The 16,028-nt window shown below is 37.7% G+C and carries 15 protein-coding genes and 1 pseudogene; all 16 read left to right on the plus strand.

Translation table 11 applies throughout. From position 1 onward, the window contains the following. The 16 genes and pseudogenes from ACHFIY_RS15510 (at window position 1) to ACHFIY_RS15585 (ending at window position 16,012) form a co-directional block, all read left to right on the plus strand. Window positions 1–1,227 carry a glycosyltransferase family 4 protein gene (locus ACHFIY_RS15510; RefSeq protein ID WP_410847027.1) on the plus strand — a complete coding sequence of 409 codons (1,227 nt, stop codon included), beginning with the start codon at window positions 1–3 and terminating at the stop codon, window positions 1,225–1,227. Next, entirely contained in the window at window positions 1,208–2,233 is a 1,026-nt protein-coding gene (locus tag ACHFIY_RS15515) for an acyltransferase family protein (protein WP_410847028.1), read from the plus strand. Before ACHFIY_RS15510 ends, ACHFIY_RS15515 begins: the two co-directional genes overlap by 20 nt. A 3-nt stretch (window positions 2,234–2,236) precedes the next feature. Further along, complete coding sequence (locus ACHFIY_RS15520) at window positions 2,237–3,184, plus strand: glycosyltransferase (RefSeq protein WP_410847029.1); 948 nt, start codon at window positions 2,237–2,239, stop codon at window positions 3,182–3,184. Between the two features lie 40 nt (window positions 3,185–3,224). Then, complete coding sequence (locus tag ACHFIY_RS15525; protein WP_410847030.1) at window positions 3,225–4,136, plus strand: hypothetical protein; 912 nt, start codon at window positions 3,225–3,227, stop codon at window positions 4,134–4,136. Window positions 4,137–4,225: 89 nt separating this feature from the next. Continuing rightward, window positions 4,226–5,164, plus strand: a complete 939-nt coding sequence (locus tag ACHFIY_RS15530) for a glycosyltransferase family 2 protein (protein WP_410847031.1) — start codon at window positions 4,226–4,228, stop codon at window positions 5,162–5,164. Between the two features lie 75 nt (window positions 5,165–5,239). Next, window positions 5,240–5,410 carry a hypothetical protein gene (locus tag ACHFIY_RS15535; RefSeq protein WP_410847032.1) on the plus strand — a complete coding sequence of 57 codons (171 nt, stop codon included), beginning with the start codon at window positions 5,240–5,242 and terminating at the stop codon, window positions 5,408–5,410. A 54-nt stretch (window positions 5,411–5,464) separates the two neighbouring features. After that, a pseudogene (locus ACHFIY_RS15540) lies at window positions 5,465–5,848 on the plus strand (Uma2 family endonuclease); the annotation flags it as partial. A 31-nt stretch (window positions 5,849–5,879) separates the two neighbouring features. Beyond that, complete coding sequence (locus tag ACHFIY_RS15545; RefSeq protein WP_410847033.1) at window positions 5,880–6,848, plus strand: glycosyltransferase family 2 protein; 969 nt, start codon at window positions 5,880–5,882, stop codon at window positions 6,846–6,848. Between the two features lie 7 nt (window positions 6,849–6,855). Beyond that, window positions 6,856–8,001, plus strand: a complete 1,146-nt coding sequence (locus tag ACHFIY_RS15550; RefSeq protein WP_410847034.1) for a glycosyltransferase family protein — start codon at window positions 6,856–6,858, stop codon at window positions 7,999–8,001. After that, window positions 7,994–8,953, plus strand: a complete 960-nt coding sequence (locus tag ACHFIY_RS15555; protein ID WP_410847035.1) for an acyltransferase family protein — start codon at window positions 7,994–7,996, stop codon at window positions 8,951–8,953. The genes ACHFIY_RS15550 and ACHFIY_RS15555 overlap by 8 nt, the downstream gene beginning before the upstream one ends. Window positions 8,954–8,998: 45 nt before the next feature. Next, complete coding sequence (locus ACHFIY_RS15560; RefSeq protein ID WP_410847036.1) at window positions 8,999–10,063, plus strand: glycosyltransferase; 1,065 nt, start codon at window positions 8,999–9,001, stop codon at window positions 10,061–10,063. A 133-nt stretch (window positions 10,064–10,196) separates the two neighbouring features. Continuing rightward, a complete protein-coding gene (locus ACHFIY_RS15565) occupies window positions 10,197–11,156 on the plus strand; it encodes a hypothetical protein (RefSeq protein ID WP_410847037.1) in 960 nt (319 codons plus the stop codon). Between the two features lie 85 nt (window positions 11,157–11,241). Continuing rightward, window positions 11,242–12,177 carry a glycosyltransferase gene (locus ACHFIY_RS15570; protein WP_410847038.1) on the plus strand — a complete coding sequence of 312 codons (936 nt, stop codon included), beginning with the start codon at window positions 11,242–11,244 and terminating at the stop codon, window positions 12,175–12,177. Window positions 12,178–12,191: 14 nt separating this feature from the next. Further along, window positions 12,192–13,913 (plus strand): hypothetical protein, encoded by a 1,722-nt coding sequence (locus ACHFIY_RS15575; protein WP_410847039.1) that lies wholly within the window; start codon window positions 12,192–12,194, stop codon window positions 13,911–13,913. A gap of 3 nt (window positions 13,914–13,916) precedes the next feature. Further along, the gene (locus ACHFIY_RS15580; protein ID WP_410847040.1) at window positions 13,917–15,134 is read left to right on the plus strand and encodes a glycosyltransferase family protein; all 1,218 of its coding nucleotides are present in this window, start codon (window positions 13,917–13,919) and stop codon (window positions 15,132–15,134) included. Then, a complete protein-coding gene (locus tag ACHFIY_RS15585) occupies window positions 15,134–16,012 on the plus strand; it encodes an FkbM family methyltransferase (protein ID WP_410847041.1) in 879 nt (292 codons plus the stop codon). Before ACHFIY_RS15580 ends, ACHFIY_RS15585 begins: the two co-directional genes overlap by 1 nt. Window positions 16,013–16,028 lie beyond the last annotated feature (16 nt).

Genomic DNA, 16,028 nt, shown 5'->3' on the forward strand with positions numbered 1-16,028 from the left:
ATGAAAATTGCTTTTTTTTCTTACGAATATCCACCCGAAACGGGGGGTGGCGGAATAGGCACATATTTGGTGCAAATGGTTAGCTATTTGCCTTTATTTGGGCATAAGCCAGTGGTATTTTGCGCTACAAGTGGCGATATCGCTTTTTGGGAAAATGACTATGTATATAGGTTACCGGCCAAAAATTGGGGTGAATTTAATGAGGCGTTGCCAAAATACTTTGAATTAATCAATAACGATATTGGATTTGATATTGCTGAGGGAACCGATTTTAGGGCAGGGGGCATAACAGTTCTTAAACAGTTCACCAACCTGCCCTTTGTAGTAAGGGCACATACAGCCAATTATATAGTAGATAAGTTTTTGTACCAGCCTTTGGCTGGCATGGCTAAATGGCGGTTTATTTTGGGTGCTTTCACAAAGTTTCAGATGCCCCGCCTTCCTAAGCCGCCTAGGGAAAGTAATTATGCAGTAGAGCAAGAAATTGTTCAAAAATGCGATGCGTTGCTGTCGCCTTCTCATTCGCTAGGCAAAATGTATCAGCAATTGGGTTGGCGGAAGCATTATACATTATCCCCCTTTTTTTATCAGGCATCAAACGATATATTGACCATCTTACCTAAAGAGGAGCAAGCAAAACAAATTAATATTGTTTTTTATGGCAGGCTGGAAATAAGGAAAGGCGTATTGGAAATAGCAGAAGCAATACCTACAATACTAAAAAAGCACCCTTACGTTACATTTTATTTTATAGGCAATCCTGCAAACTCGCCCAAAAGCGGGGTAAATATGAAATTGTATCTACAGCTTAAATTAGATAGATTTAAAAACAATGTAATTTTTAAAGATGCTTTTCTACCACAAAATATCGGGGCAATACTTTCACTAGGCGATATATTCTTATTCCCAAGCAGGTACGATAGCTTTGGTTTGGTTTGTTGCGAAGCCATGGCTGCTGGCAAAGCAGTAATAGGTAGCAACAGTGGCGGCATGGCCGAGATAATAGAAAACGTGGTTTCAGGGTTGCTAGTAGATGCCAAAAGCCATAGGCAGATTATAGAAAAAGTAGGCCAGCTAATTGAAAACCCTGCTTTAAGGGTATCAATGGGCACCAATGGGCGCAAACAAATTATTGATAAATATAGCGCATCCACCATTGTGCCATTGCAAATTAGCATGTACCAGCAAGTAATTAATAAATTTAAGAATGATACAAAAAAGCAGTAGCCGCAATTATTTTTTAGATATTTCCAGGGGTATTGCTGCTTCTACTGTTGCTTTCTTTCATTTTGGGCAAATGCGCAACCAGCATGATTTTTATGGCAATCTTATTAATTATGGCTGGCTTGGGGTGCCTGTTTTTTTTATTATTAGTGGCTATAGCATTAGTAGCTCTATCGATAATACTACAAGTATAAAACAGTTTTGGCTCAAAAGATTGTTTAGGATATACCCCGCTTACTGGCTTAGCGTAGCACTCGTATTTTTAATAGTAATACTGCAAAAGATACTAACTGGCCACAATACAATAGTAATACTTCCAATAAAGCCTATTGACTTAGTAAATACTTTTGTTTCCTTTTATGCACCTATCTCCCATACGCCCATGATAAATTGGGTATATTGGACATTGGTATACGAATTGTTTTTTTACCTTGTTTTTTCGATAGTGCTATTCATCCCCAAGCAATATCGCCTATGGTATTTCTCGGGCATAATTTTAATAAGCATTGTTTATGTTTTTATTAAAGATATTAGTGTATTGTTTTTTCTAAAACTCATTGGCTATTTTGGGTTGGGTGTATGCTTAGACGAGATAAGAAAAAAAGGCTGGGGGTTTAACATTTATATTGGGGCAACCCTAGCTATGGCTAGTATTATCCTAAACCGAAAATACTGTATTGGTTCAGAGAGTGATATGAATTCGATGATTGCTTTTTATGTCGGCATTGCTTTTGCAATTGCTGTATATTTTGCATCTCCCTATTTTAAAACCAAACCCTTGTTTGCAAAATTGGGGGATATTTCTTACAGCCTATATCTTTTTCATATACCTGTGGGTAATTATTTTTTAAGGTCAATTTTTTTAAGTTTTTTCCCTACAGCCTATCATTCAATCCCTCCTTTCATTCTGGACATTTTTTATTTTATTGTTTGTGTTTTATTTAGCCACTTGGTTTATAAAACTGTAGAATTGCCTGCAATGGGGTTGTTAAAGAAAAAAAAATTGTAGAAAGTGGGGATTTGTAAACTTACAGTTATTATATGCACCTATAAACCCAATTTGGATATTTTCAATAGGATTTTAGCAGCATTGAAACAGCAAACATTTGGTTACGATCAGTGGGAGTTGATAATAGTGGACAATAATAGCCCTGCACCACTTGATTCTGAAATAGATATTTCTTGGCACCCTTTTGCCAAGATTATAATTGAGCAACAACAAGGGCTTGCCTTTGCAAGGATAAGGGGTGTAAAAGAAGCAAGCACGGAATTAATTGTTTTTATTGATGACGATAATGTTGCCCAGCCCAATTATTTGCAGCAAAGCTTATCCATAGCCAGCCTACAGGCAGAAGTAGGGGTTTTTGGCGGCAAGGCCTTGCCAGATTTTTATCGCCACCAACCAGCAGATTGGGTAAAAAATGCTGGTGGCTTGCTAGGTTGCAGGGATTTTGGTAACATAGAATTAATCAGTAATACCAACAAGAAAAACATAAATGAATATCCGTATTTTTCACCTATTGGCACTGGAATGTGTATCCGAAAACAGGTGTTTGAAAACTATGTAAATGAGATAAAAAACGATTCATTCCGGCAAAACCTTGGTAGGAAAGCGGCAGCCCTTACTTCTGGGGAAGATAACGACATTGTGATTACTGCGTTAAAAAATGGATGGCAAGTAGGTTATTTCCCGCAATTAGAGATTTTGCACATTATACCTGCCAAAAGAACAACTCCTGAATATTTAGGCAATATGAATTATGCTCAAAATAAAAGCTGGGCAACGTTGTTGCAATATCATGGTATAAGCCCCTGGCAGCCAATTGCCAAATGGACAGTGCCATTGCGGAAGATAAAAGCATGGGTTAGTAGTAAAGCATGGCAAAGCAGCCTTAATTATATGAAATGGCGGGGTATATGCGGGATGTTTGACGGTATGGCGGAGATAAAAGCAATTTAAAACAATACCTAGGTAGTAACAAATAAATCAATTAATCCCAGTGTTTCAAGCCATTATTAATACCCTTTACCGGAAGCCCAGGAGCCAATGGAATATTTGGAAAAGATTTGGTGGTTATTTTGAGTATAAAAAAATGCTTGCCGGGGAGAAAGAAATGCGGCAAGCTGCTAAAAACCTTGTTGTATCGAAAGAAAAAAACGGATTGCCAATTTTACAAGTATGTTTCTTAACTGGCAAAAAATTTTGGCATCAAACCGTTTTTTGTGCTTATTCCCTGCAGAAGGTTACCCCAAATAATATCCATTTTACTTTTTACGACGATGGCACACTTAGTGAAATTACAACCATAAAAACACAAGTACCCAACAGCACTTGCGTCTTTATCAATGAAATTGAAGGAAAAGTAAAAGCTGTTTTACCGGAAAGCCAGTTCCCCTATTTAAACCATAAAAGGGAAGTATATAAGCATATAAGGAAACTAACAGATGTACATGCAGGAAGCACGGGCTGGAAATTGATACTGGATTCTGATATGTTATTCAAAAATAAACCTACAGAAATAATAGAATGGTTGAAAAATCCCCACCAGCCCATTTATATGCAGGATATAAAAAATGCTTATGGTTTCCCCAAGCCATATATGGAAGATTTAGCAAATACTCCTGTGCCAGATTTAATAAATGTAGGCTGCATAGGGCTTAAAAGTGAAAGTATAGATTGGCAGAAAATAGAATATTGGGCAAAATCATTAGAAGAAAAATATGGCAATAGTTATTATTTGGAGCAAGCCTTGTCTGCAATGATTATAGGAAATACAACTAGTATAGTTTTGGCAAAGGATGAATATATTGTTTACCCCAATCTTGAAAAAAGTTCCCCAAAGGCAAAACTGCTGCACTATGTTGACTTATCAAAAGCGGGTTATTTTACTAAGGAGTGGCGAGGGTTTTAAAGAAGGGATAAAAGTTTTTCTCTTTAAAGGCACAATAGCAGCGATATAGTTATAAGCATACCAGCTAAAGTTAATCAAAAACAATAAGCATGAAAAAACCGCCATTACCATCATATCAAGAATATAAAGCAGCATTCCTAGCCAAAGGGGTACACTTCCCTTTACAAAAAATAACAGCCCCAAAAGATGGCCTTCTTACCATGCTGCCCTCAAATGGTAATAGACAAGGCTGGCCTTGGAATGAAGAAGTTAAATCCGAGGAATACAATGAAAAAATTGCATGGCCTAAAATCTCTGTAATTTCCCCTTCCTACAACCAAGGTGCATACTTTGAGGAAACCATAAGGAGCGTTTTGCTTCAAAATTATCCCAATCTAGAATATATAGTTATTGACGGGGGCAGCAACGACAATACTGTATCTATTTTAAATCAATATGCCCAATGGATCAGTTATTGGCAAAGCGAAAAAGACCGTGGGCAAAGCCATGCTATTAACCTTGGGTTTAGCATTGCCAGTGGTCAAATTTATTGCTGGATAAATAGCGATGACTATTTTACAAAAGGCACTTTGAAAGAAGTGGCATTGGCTTATGTATTAAAAAAAGCCCAGTTTATATATGGCAACTGTTATAACTTAAAAGATGGGGTATTCTCGCCCTTCCGTGTCGCCATTACTTTTGATAGGTACTTGTGCATACCCGGCTTGTCGCAGCCATCTACTTTTTGGGCTGCAGAAATTCACCAGCCAATATGGGAGGAGTTGAGTTGCACCCTGGATTTTGAATTGTGGATGCGCATTGCTAAAGGAGCAAGAAAAAAGTACCTAGACATATATTTGTCCGTGGCAAGGGAGCATAGCGAGTCTAAAACACACACCCAAGACGAAAAATTAAGGCAAAGGTGGAGAGAAGACCAAGACAGGCAATGGAGCGTACATGGCCCTGTGCCTTGGCACAGGCTAAACAACGAAAGAAGGTATGTGCAAAAGCTTTTCAGGATGTTTCCTTTATTGAAAAAATTATTTTGAAAATAATTATATGGCTGAGTACACTCCTACAAAAATATTTTATCCGTAACTTAGCCATCATTAAAAAGTAGCAATATGAATATGCTGGATGCTTTAGGCACAATTATGCTGGACACGCATAGCCTTGGCAGTTTTTCCGATGACGAGTTCTTTGCGTTTTGTTTAGACAAGCGCGACTTGAAATTTGAAAGGGACGAAAACGGCAATATTTATATCATGGCAAATACTGGCGGGTTAACAGGCTAGGGTTAACAGGCTATTACAACAGTGAAGTATCTCCTGAATTAGCAATGGAACAGAAATAAAAAGCAAGGTATTTGCGTCGATTCTTCTACTGCTTTCACGCTTCCAAGCACCGCCGTACGTTCGCCCGATGCTGCTTGGGTAAAAAAGGAACGTTGGGAGGCACTTACTGCAAAAGAAAAAGAAAAGTTCGCCCCGCTTTGCCCAGATTTTGTGGTAGAAATAAAATCGCCAACAGACAAGTTGCCTGCGTTAAAAGACAAGATGAAAGAATGGGTGGACAATGGCTGCCAGTTGGCGTGGCTCATAAATCCTGAGGAACAACTAACATATATTTTTTCTTCACCAGAGGAAACAACAGTGCCTTTTGATGCTCCCTTGCTAGGCGGGGATGTGTTAGATGGATTTCAAGTTACTTTGGCTACCCTTTTTGCCGTGTAAGCAAAAAATTTTTTTTAAACCTCTATAATTTTTGCTTAATCCAATCATGACCTCATTGCCATTAGTTTCTGTTATAATGCCTTTGTACAATGCAGAAAACTATGTGGCAGAAGCTATACAAAGCATACTCAATCAAACTTATACGAACTGGGAGCTAATTATCGTAAACGATGGCAGTACTGATACCAGTCTTGCGTCAGCAAAACAATTTGAAAATGAAAAAATAAAAGTTTTTTCAAAAGAAAATAATGGGGCTGGTGCAGCTAGGAATTATGGTTATAAGCAATCAAAAGGGCAATTTATAAAGTTTTTTGATGCGGATGATATGCTAAATCCCGGAATGCTTGATGCCCAAGTACAATTGGCCGGCAAAAATACTAACGCTGTAATTTCTGGAAAATGGGGTCGGTTTTATAACGATAACATAAACGATTTTAAATTATCCCCCGAAGCATGTTGGCAGGATATGGCACCATTGGAATGGCTTTGCAGCAGCTGGTACAATGGCACTGCCATGACACAACCCGGCATTTTTTTAATACCCAAGGCAATCATTGAAAAAGCGGGGCTTTGGGACGAAAGCCTGAATTTGGTAGATGACCTAGAATTTTTTACTAAAATAATCCTGGCTTCGCAAGGCGTAAAATTTTGTGATGCATCTGTTTTGTATTACCGTTCAGGGCAAGGGAATAATTTATCAGGGCAAAAAAGCAGGAAAGCCATAGAATCTTATTTTAAAGCAATGGAGCTTAGCACAAGCTACCTTTTGGCAGCTAGCCAAGCAGGCATAGTGAAGCTAACAGTGGCAAACGTTTGGCAATCTTTTGCATATTACTGTTACCCCAATAACCTAGATTTGGTAAAGAAAGCCGAAAAACGTGCTTTAAACCTAGCAAAGGCCAATCTCCCCTATTCCAATAACAAAAGACACCAGTTTTTTATTTCAATTTTTGGGTGGAAGCTATTGAAGCGGTTTCAAATGGCAAGGAAGGCATTTTGATATACTTATGACAATTTACTTGGCATTTTTTCAGGCATTGAAAAAGCATAATATCCCTGCGTACAGTTTTTGGGAGTATTATATAAAAAATGGGATAGAGGAGGCTGGGCATCATTGGGTGGAGAGCAAGGTGGATTGGGCAGAGCTACATACTTATGCTTCGACTGAAAAGGAATCAATTGAACAATGGAAAGCAAATACTTGGCAAGTTGTATTAGATGATATTAGGAAGCATCAGTCAGAAACGCCCATAGACATATTCCTGTCTTACTTTTATCCCAACCATATTGATGAACTGGCAATAAAAGAAATTCAAAAATTGGGCATAAAATGCGTGAATTTTTTTTGCGACAATATAAGGGACTTTACAAAAATACCCAATGAATTTAAAATATTCGATTTAAACTGGGTGCCAGAGTATAAAGCATTAAAAATGTATAAACAAGCCAATATGCCATTTATACATTTGCCAATGCCCATGTGGGTAAACCAAGGACTTAGGCAAATAAGCACAGCAGAGAATAATCAGGTTTCTTTTATTGGGTCCAAAGATGCGCAGCGTGCGTTCCTGTTTTCTGAACTTTCAAAAAAAAACATAACATTTGATTTATACGGGGCAGGGTGGCTTGAAGGAGAAAGAAGTTCAATGCCATCTACAAAGCAAAATGTAATAAATAACCAGCTATCCTTTATAATAAAAAACGGCTTTATCCCTTTTTTTAGGAAAATAAATCGCTTTGGTTTGCCGAAAATTGATGAATCAGTATTGGCTAATCATTTAAAACCAAAGCCTAGCTTTGATGAGTATGTACAAATTACTAAGCAAAGCATGGTTACCTTAGGCGTAAATAGGTATCCTAGTTTTCATTACCCTTTTTTGAAGCCAAACACATATTCCCGCCTGCGGGATATTGAAGCACCAATGTTAGGGGCGTGCTACCTTACAGAATATACAGAAGGGCTGGAAAACATGTATGACATTGGCCAAGAAATTGAAGTGTACAAATCAGTTGACGAATTGGTAGCAAAAATTGAATTGTTAAGTGCGGACACTAACAAAAGAAAGCAAATAAGGGCAAAGGGGCAAAAAAAGGCATTAGCAGCACATAGTATCGTAAACTCAATTAATAAAATCAAACAATATTTTGAGTAATCCCTTAGTTGCAAACAAACACTTGCCTCAATTAAATATTATTAGGGCTATTGCTTCCTTGGCCGTTGCCATTTTTCATTTAGGGGGCAAAGCAATGCCTGGTTTTAGGTATGGTTGGCTGGGGGTAGAAATGTTTTTTGTGTTGACTGGCTTTGTAATATGCTGGTCGTTGCCTATTCGTTATTCTATAAAAGACTTTCCTGTTTTTTTTGCAAAACGCTTGGCAAGGGTGGAGCCGCCATATATTGTATCCATAGCCATTATCTTGGCACTGGCTTATTTCGTATATAAAGATACGGCACATATACAACTTCAAAATGTCCTTTTCCATTTAGCCTATATCAATAATTTTTTTGGCAACAATTACTTGTCGCCAGTTTATTGGACATTGGGCATCGAGTTTCAGTTTTATATATTGATTGGCATCCTGTTCCCATTTATTTTTTACTCGGAAAAAATAGCCATTGTTTCGTTGGTCTTATTAAATATTTTTTCTTTTTATAGCCATTTAAAGTACACAACTGTTTTTGGAGTTATGCCATATTTCACCTTCGGCATGGTTGTGTATATGTATAAAAATAAAATAATAGAGAAATTAGCCTTCTTTATATTGTCGATTATTAATATGGGTTATTTATTATATTTAATGGGTTTCCCAGGAACTGTGGCAGCTATCATTGCAGTAGGCATTATCGTTTTTTTATCAACAAGCAATACAATAATTGATTTTTTCTCTAAAATTTCCTTTTCGCTTTATTTAACCCATGATATTGTAGGAAGCCAATTAGTAGTTTTTGTAGGCAGTTTGTTTTATGTAAAAACCATATACACAAAAGCCTTGTCATTTTCAATAGGCTTATTGGCAGCTATATGTTTTGCATACTTGTTTTATATAATAGTAGAAAAAAAGGCTTTGGCATTTTCAAAACGATTTAGGTATGCCATCAGGTAAAGGATAGATAAATATCGTTTACTATTTTTCAAGGTAATTAACAGCATGAACATTCTCCTTTTAATGGATCCCTTTATACCCGTTCCACCAATTTACTATGGCGGCATAGAAAGGGTTATGTACGATATTGCCTGTAAATACAAAGAAATGGGGCATGAGGTTACTATAATTGCAGGCCCCAACTCCAAATCGCCTGGAAGGTTGATTACTTATGGGCAAAATGGCGAGCTTAACCCCGCCCTTGACCTAAAAGTGTTAGCAGAGGTTGCCAGGATATTGTGCAAGGAATTAAAAAAGCATGATGTAATTCACAATTTTGGTCGGTTGGTTTTTCTTGTACCTTTTGCTTGGTTCAAAATACGGAAGGTGCAAACCTATATGCGCTATATAGACCGTAGGAACATTCAGCGGTTCGATTCCTTAAGAATGCGCAACCTTGCTTACACTGCTGTATCGGATGTGATAGTAGCCACTGGAAAAACAACCAAAAGCAACTGGCATACGGTGTATAACTGCGCACCAGTAAATTATTTTACTTTTCGGCCGTCCGTTCCTGATAATGCATACCTTGTTTTTTTGGGCAGGATAGAACGCTGCAAAGGCTTGCATAGTGCTATTAAAGTAGCAAAGTTGAGTAGCAAAAACTTAGTGATTGCAGGCAATATTTCTACCTTGCCGCACGAGATTTCCTATTTTGAACAAGAAATAAAACCATTGATAGATGGCAACCAAATTAGATACATTGGTGTAGTAAACAACGAACAAAAGAATGTTTTGCTAGGCAGTGCAGCAGCTTTGCTCACCCCGATAGAATGGGTAGAGCCATTCCCCATCATTATCCCGGAAGCCTTTGCTTGCGGCACGCCTGTTTTGGGCTTTAATATGGGTGGCGTGCCAGAAGGCATAAGTCATGGCAGTACTGGTTTCATTAGCGAAACGGTGGAGCAAATGGCGGGTCATGTGCTACGCATACATGAACTAAGCAGGGCTGCATGTAGAAAGGAAGCCGAAACAAAGTTCAGCGATACGGTGATTGCCAACCGTTATTTAGATATTTATAAAGCAATTAGCCACAAAGGCACGAAAACACAAAGTAGCACAAAGATTTAAGAGAATAAGAAAAAGAATTGTTTTCTTTCTTTTTCTAAGTGTTCATTCGAGGCTTCGTGTTTTTGTGGCAAAAAAATACCTGAATTGTAGCGTGGCTAGTAGTAACAAATCATTCAATCAATGGCATAACTTTATGGATACTAACGATATAACATTACAAATAAACCTATCACCTGGCGATATTAACTATGCCCAATTAACGGTGCCTGCAATTGTAAAAAAGCATGGGGACATAAAAAGAAGGTTGCTAGTGGTAGATTGTTGCCGCCCGCAAGAGACCAAATTGGTAAAGCCAGATATAAAATTCCCTGTGGAGGTGTTCCAAAAAAAGGTTGAACAAATAATAGCGATAGCAGAACAATTTAAGTATGACGGGCTGGTTACAGATATTTATTATCTAAAACCAAATGACCCTTTAATTAAACACCTTTCAAAAAAATACTTGCGTGGCATCTACGATTGCACCCATTCCGGTGGTGGCACTGCCAACATGAGTTATTGGGCGGCCATTGAGCTGCCAACCACCCGTTATGTGCTGCATTATGATGGCGATTTGCTGCTATACCAGAAAGAAGGGTACTCATGGGTGGACGAAGCAATGGGTTATTTTGCAGATAGCGAAGATATTATTACTGTATTGCCAAGATATGCAGCCCCAGCCCCTGCTATATTTGATGCTATACCTTCTTATCAAGAAGGCACTGCTAATGAAGGGCATGAAAAATATTGGTTGAATGAATTTTTCTCCACCCGGCAGTTTTTGCTGGATAAACAACGCTTAGCCCCATTTTTGCCTTTAATGAAAGGTAAAATACTAGTAGAAACCCTCTTGAGAAAATATGGCAACCGGGTATATCCCCGGGATCCAGAAATAGTGCTGTTTTATACATTGTCTGCCAAACATGCCAAGAGGCTAATATTAAAATCGGGCGATGCTTGGATTTTACATCCTAACCAAAAACCGAAAGAATACCTAGACATGTTGCCTCAAATGATTAAATATGTGGATGCAGGCATTTGCCCCGAAGGTCAAAAAGGGTATCCTAATATTATTTTGGACGAATGGGTAGGTTTTAATACCAAGGATAAATAGGCATATGCAATTAAGAAATTAACTTTTACAAGAAATAAAAAGCATAAGTTAAATAGCTGCTGCCACAAAAAATGCCCATACCAATATGCTAAATATCATTTTACCTCTTTATAATGATTGGGAATCGCTTGATATTTTATTAAAAAAAATAAAAGCTGTTGAATCAAAAGAAAATATTGGTGTTTGTAACATTTTTGTAGTAAACGATAGTTCTTCTATACCCTATAAAAGTGATAAAAGCATTTTTAATGGTTCGTGCCGCACTATCAATTTGAATAAAAATATCGGCCACCAGAAATCAATTGCCGTTGGGCTTTCTTACCTGTTAAAAACTGGCATACGTGGCGATGTTATTATTATGGATAGTGATGGGGAGGATATGCCTGAAGACATCATAAAACTTGTTGCTGCCGCAAAGGAAGAATCAGGAAAAATCATTTTTGCCAAAAGGAAAAAAAGGAATGAAAGCCTTGGGTTTATCCTTTTTTACAATATTTACAAGCTTATTTTTAAACTGTTCACAGGAAAGGAAATTGGGTTTGGCAATTTTTGCTTTGTGCCAGCCAGTAAATTGGATAAAATAGTACACTTGCATGAAATTTGGAACCATTTTTCCGGGGGCATCATGAAATCTAAACTGCCATTTGCCGAAATACCTATCGACAGGGGAACTAGGTACGCCGGCAAATCTAAAATGAATTTCAATGCTTTGGTTATCCATGGGCTAAGTGCAATATCGGTGCATATAGAAGCCGTTTTAATTAGGATTATTATTTTTTCTGTCTCGGCCATAACCATGTTGTTGCTTGTTATACTTGCTTCGGTAGCAATGAAATTATTTTTACATATAACTTCACCGGGTTGGGCAACTACTGTTATTATTGGCAGCCTAATTATTATATTCCAATTATTCCTTACCACGTTGCTGTTCTCTTTCCAAGTGCTTAATAACCGGAGTTTGAGGCTGGTGTTGCCAATAAAAGATTATGCCGATTTTATTGAATCGGTAGAGGAAGCATAAATATAATAAAAAACATGGATTCGCTCGGTGGGTTGTATAACTTTTTGGCAGATTTTTTTCTAATCTTCGGGAAATATGCTGTTATTTTTTGGCAAATTGCGGGCGTGCTTTTTGCTGTGCTTCTTGCAAAAGACTGTTGGCCAGCAACTGGCACAATAAATGAAAAAAAGACAAACCGCAACTATCTTCTGCTGTCTTGTTTTTGTATCCTTGTCATGCGCTTGCCTACGCTTATTGCCAATGAACTTAACCCAGACGAAAGCGAATGGATGGCAGGTGCCATGACATTGGTTGCTAACCCTCGGTTTTGGGGTTCTGTTGATGGAACAACCAGCGGGCCTTTAAATATTTATCCTTTATGCTTGCTGCCATTGGTGGGGTTAAAAATCACCTATGCCTCGGTTAGGCTTTTTGCTGTCCTGTTTATTTATTTCCCAGTTTTTTTGTTGCTTTTTCATGCCATAAAAACCCTTTTTAACAGTTATGTAGCAAAAATGGCATTAATGCCGTTCACGCTCTTTATTGCATTTATTGTGCATTACGACCTTAATGCTTATAATAGTGAGCAAGTGCCATTGTTACTGCTATCAACAGCTCTTTATCTAGCTACACAATTGTATAAGAAAGAATCGCTTGCCCTGTATTTTTTACTAGGGTTCGTTTTTGGGATATTGCCTTTTTCAAAATTGCAGACCGTGCCTATGGGCGGGGTAATTGGACTGTTTTCTTTGTATATTATATTGAAGAGCTTCTCCATCAATAAAAAATATGCTTTTTTTAAAATAGGAAGCATGTTATTTGGGATATTAATACCCTTTTTTATAGTAGGCTTTTATTTATGGAGCAGCAATTTAACTTACGATTTTATTCAGTCCTACATTATCAATAACCTTGCTTATGCTCATGGCCAAGGGTTTTTAAAACTATGGCTTGGCCTGCCTGCGATGATTTGGATACACACAAAAGCTGCCATCCCTTTTTATGCAAGCACATGTATTATTGGCATCGCCTGTATAATAATTATAGTAAAAAGCCGTAAAGCAATTCCAGATAAAAGCAAGCCATTCCTTTTATTGTCGCTTGCATTATTTGTAACAGCGTGGTATAGCATTGGCAAGCCTGGTACTGGCTTCCCACATTATCAATATTTTATAGTAATACCTATAATATTTTTGCTAGGCGTTTTCATGGGTATTGCAAATGAAACGAATAGCAATGATGTAGGGCAAGGCAAGGCTTTTAAAAGCTTTGTTGGTATAAGTTTTTTTGCTTCCTTGCTACTACTATATAGTGGAAATAAATGGCTTTCTACCCTTTACAAGGATGGAAAAATGGTGCATGAAAACCCTGTAAGCATTGAGGTGAAAAAGCATGTAAAGGAGGGCGACAAGATAGTGGTTTGGGGCAGCATGGAAAACAAATGGGGATCGCAAAATAAGTTCTATGTAGAAACAAATACCATTCAGGGTACTAGAGAATCGCATAGCCAAAGGCAAGAAGGTTATATTGGCAAGGAGCAGCATCAGTATTATTTAGACAGGTATATTGCCGATATGGAAGCTAACAAGCCAAAAGTAATCATAGATGTAACGGGTAGCCGTGCATATTGCAATTCTTTCAAGGCATTTTGTAATCTGCTGGATGAAAAATATTTCGTCGATACTGAAATTAATTTGGAAGGCAAGGATAATATTGTGCCTTGCAAAATATACCTAAAGAAACAAGGGCAGCAGTAAGCAATGAAAACCATCGTGCTTATATCCTCTGGCCAGCCTTCTGTAAACCCTCGTTTGGTAAAGGAAGCCGATGCGTTGTCGGCTGCTGGGTACAAAGTATATGTAATTTATTCGTTTTGGACACACTGGGCCCTTGAAGCGGATAAAGAATTGTTTGTTTCTACACAATGGCATCCTGTTTTGGCGGGTGGGTCGCCTTTCCAGGATTCAAGAAGGTATTTTTTTACTCGGCTTAGGTTTAAAGCGGCAAACTTGGCAGCCAAAAGAATTTCCTTTAAATGGGGCATAGCGCACATAGCCAAAGGCAGGGCATCGGTAGAAATGCTGAAAAAAGCCAAATCAATAAAGGCAGACTTATACATTGCGCACAACTTAGCCGCATTGCCTGTTGCGGTAAAAGCAGCTAAGTACCATGGTGCAAAATGTGGTTTTGATGCGGAAGATTTCCATCGGCAGGAAGTTTCCGATGATAGCAATAGCCCCAATTATAAACTTTCAAAATTTATTGAAGACAAGTATTTAAGCAAATGCAATTATATAACGGCAGCAAGCCCCTTGATAGCAAAAGCATATGAAAAGCTATATCCACAAACAACCCCTATTGTAATAAACAATGTTTTTGAAGCAAAATACCTGCAACCAGTACAAGCAAATGATGGCGGTAAAATGAAGTTGTTTTGGTTTTCTCAAACAGTAGGCCAGGGCAGGGGTTTGGAAGATGTGATAAAAGCATTGCATGTATTAAATAACCCTGAAATAGAATTGCACTTATTGGGCAATTGCAACAACGAAGCCAATAACTATTTAACCGGGCTTGTGAATAATAAAAATATAAAATTTTATTTTTACCCACCAATACCACCAGAAAAAATATTTCAATTTGCCAATCAGTTTGATATAGGCTTGGCATTAGAAACCAAAACCCCATTGAACAGGGATATTTGCCTAACCAATAAAATATTTACATACCTTACTGCGGGGCTGGCCGTTATTGTATCTGACACAAGTGCACAAAAAGCATTTATGGAAGAAAATATTGGGCTGGGTAGTATTTATCCGGTAGGTGGTGTGGAGGCATTAGCCAGCAAAATAGATACTTTTTATCGAAACCCTGATAGGTTAGATGCTTGCAAAACCAATGCGCATATATTGGCAGGAAGTAAACACAATTGGGAAAATGAATGTCTGACATTTGTAAATAAAATAAAATCTTTGGTATAATGGCAATCTGGCATACGCTTCAACTGCTTACCTCGCACCCTTTAACTAAGAAAAACCAATTAAAAGCAATTGCAAGGTTTTTTAAATGGCAAATAACTACAAAGATTAACCCTTACCCAGTAATTTATTCATTTACAAGCAAAAGCAAAATCATTGTTGCAAAGGGGATGACTGGGGCAACTGGCAATTTATACCTAGGGCTTCATGAATTTGCAGACATGGCATTCTTGCTTCATTTTTTGAGAAAAGAAGATTTTTTCGTGGATGCAGGGGCTAATGTTGGAAGCTATACTGTTTTGGCTTCTGCACATGTCGGCTGCCAGTCTATTGCTGTTGAGCCTGTACCTTCTACATATAATCATTTAATGAACAATGTTTTTATTAACAGGATGACTGCAAAGGTTACAGCCTTAAATATTGGCTTGGGCAAGGAAAATGCAACATTGAAATTTACAAAAACACTAGATACAGTAAATCATATAGCAACCGAAGGTGAGGTAGATACCATAGATGTGCCTATAAAAACTGTTGATGAAATTGTAGGCCTAAATGTCCCGGCTTTAATAAAAATTGATGTGGAGGGATATGAGACAGAGGTTTTAAAAGGCGCAATAGAAACACTCAAAAACGAAAAATTAAAAGCAATCATTATTGAATTAAATGGTTCAGGAGGCAGGTACGGGTTTGATGAAAAAAATATCCATAACCAGTTCCTTCAATTAAACTTTATGCCATTTATTTATAACCCATTTGACAGGCAATTGACAAAAACAGAAAATTTTGGCTCGTATAATACGATTTACATCAGGGATGTTGATTTTGTAAAAGGCAGATTAAGTACAGCAGAAAAACTAGAAATATTGGGGCAATTTTTTTAAACTCTTTTCTATATAA

It is taken from the genome of Parasediminibacterium schistidii, from assembly GCF_046546515.1.
Lineage (GTDB): Bacteria > Bacteroidota > Bacteroidia > Chitinophagales > Chitinophagaceae > Parasediminibacterium.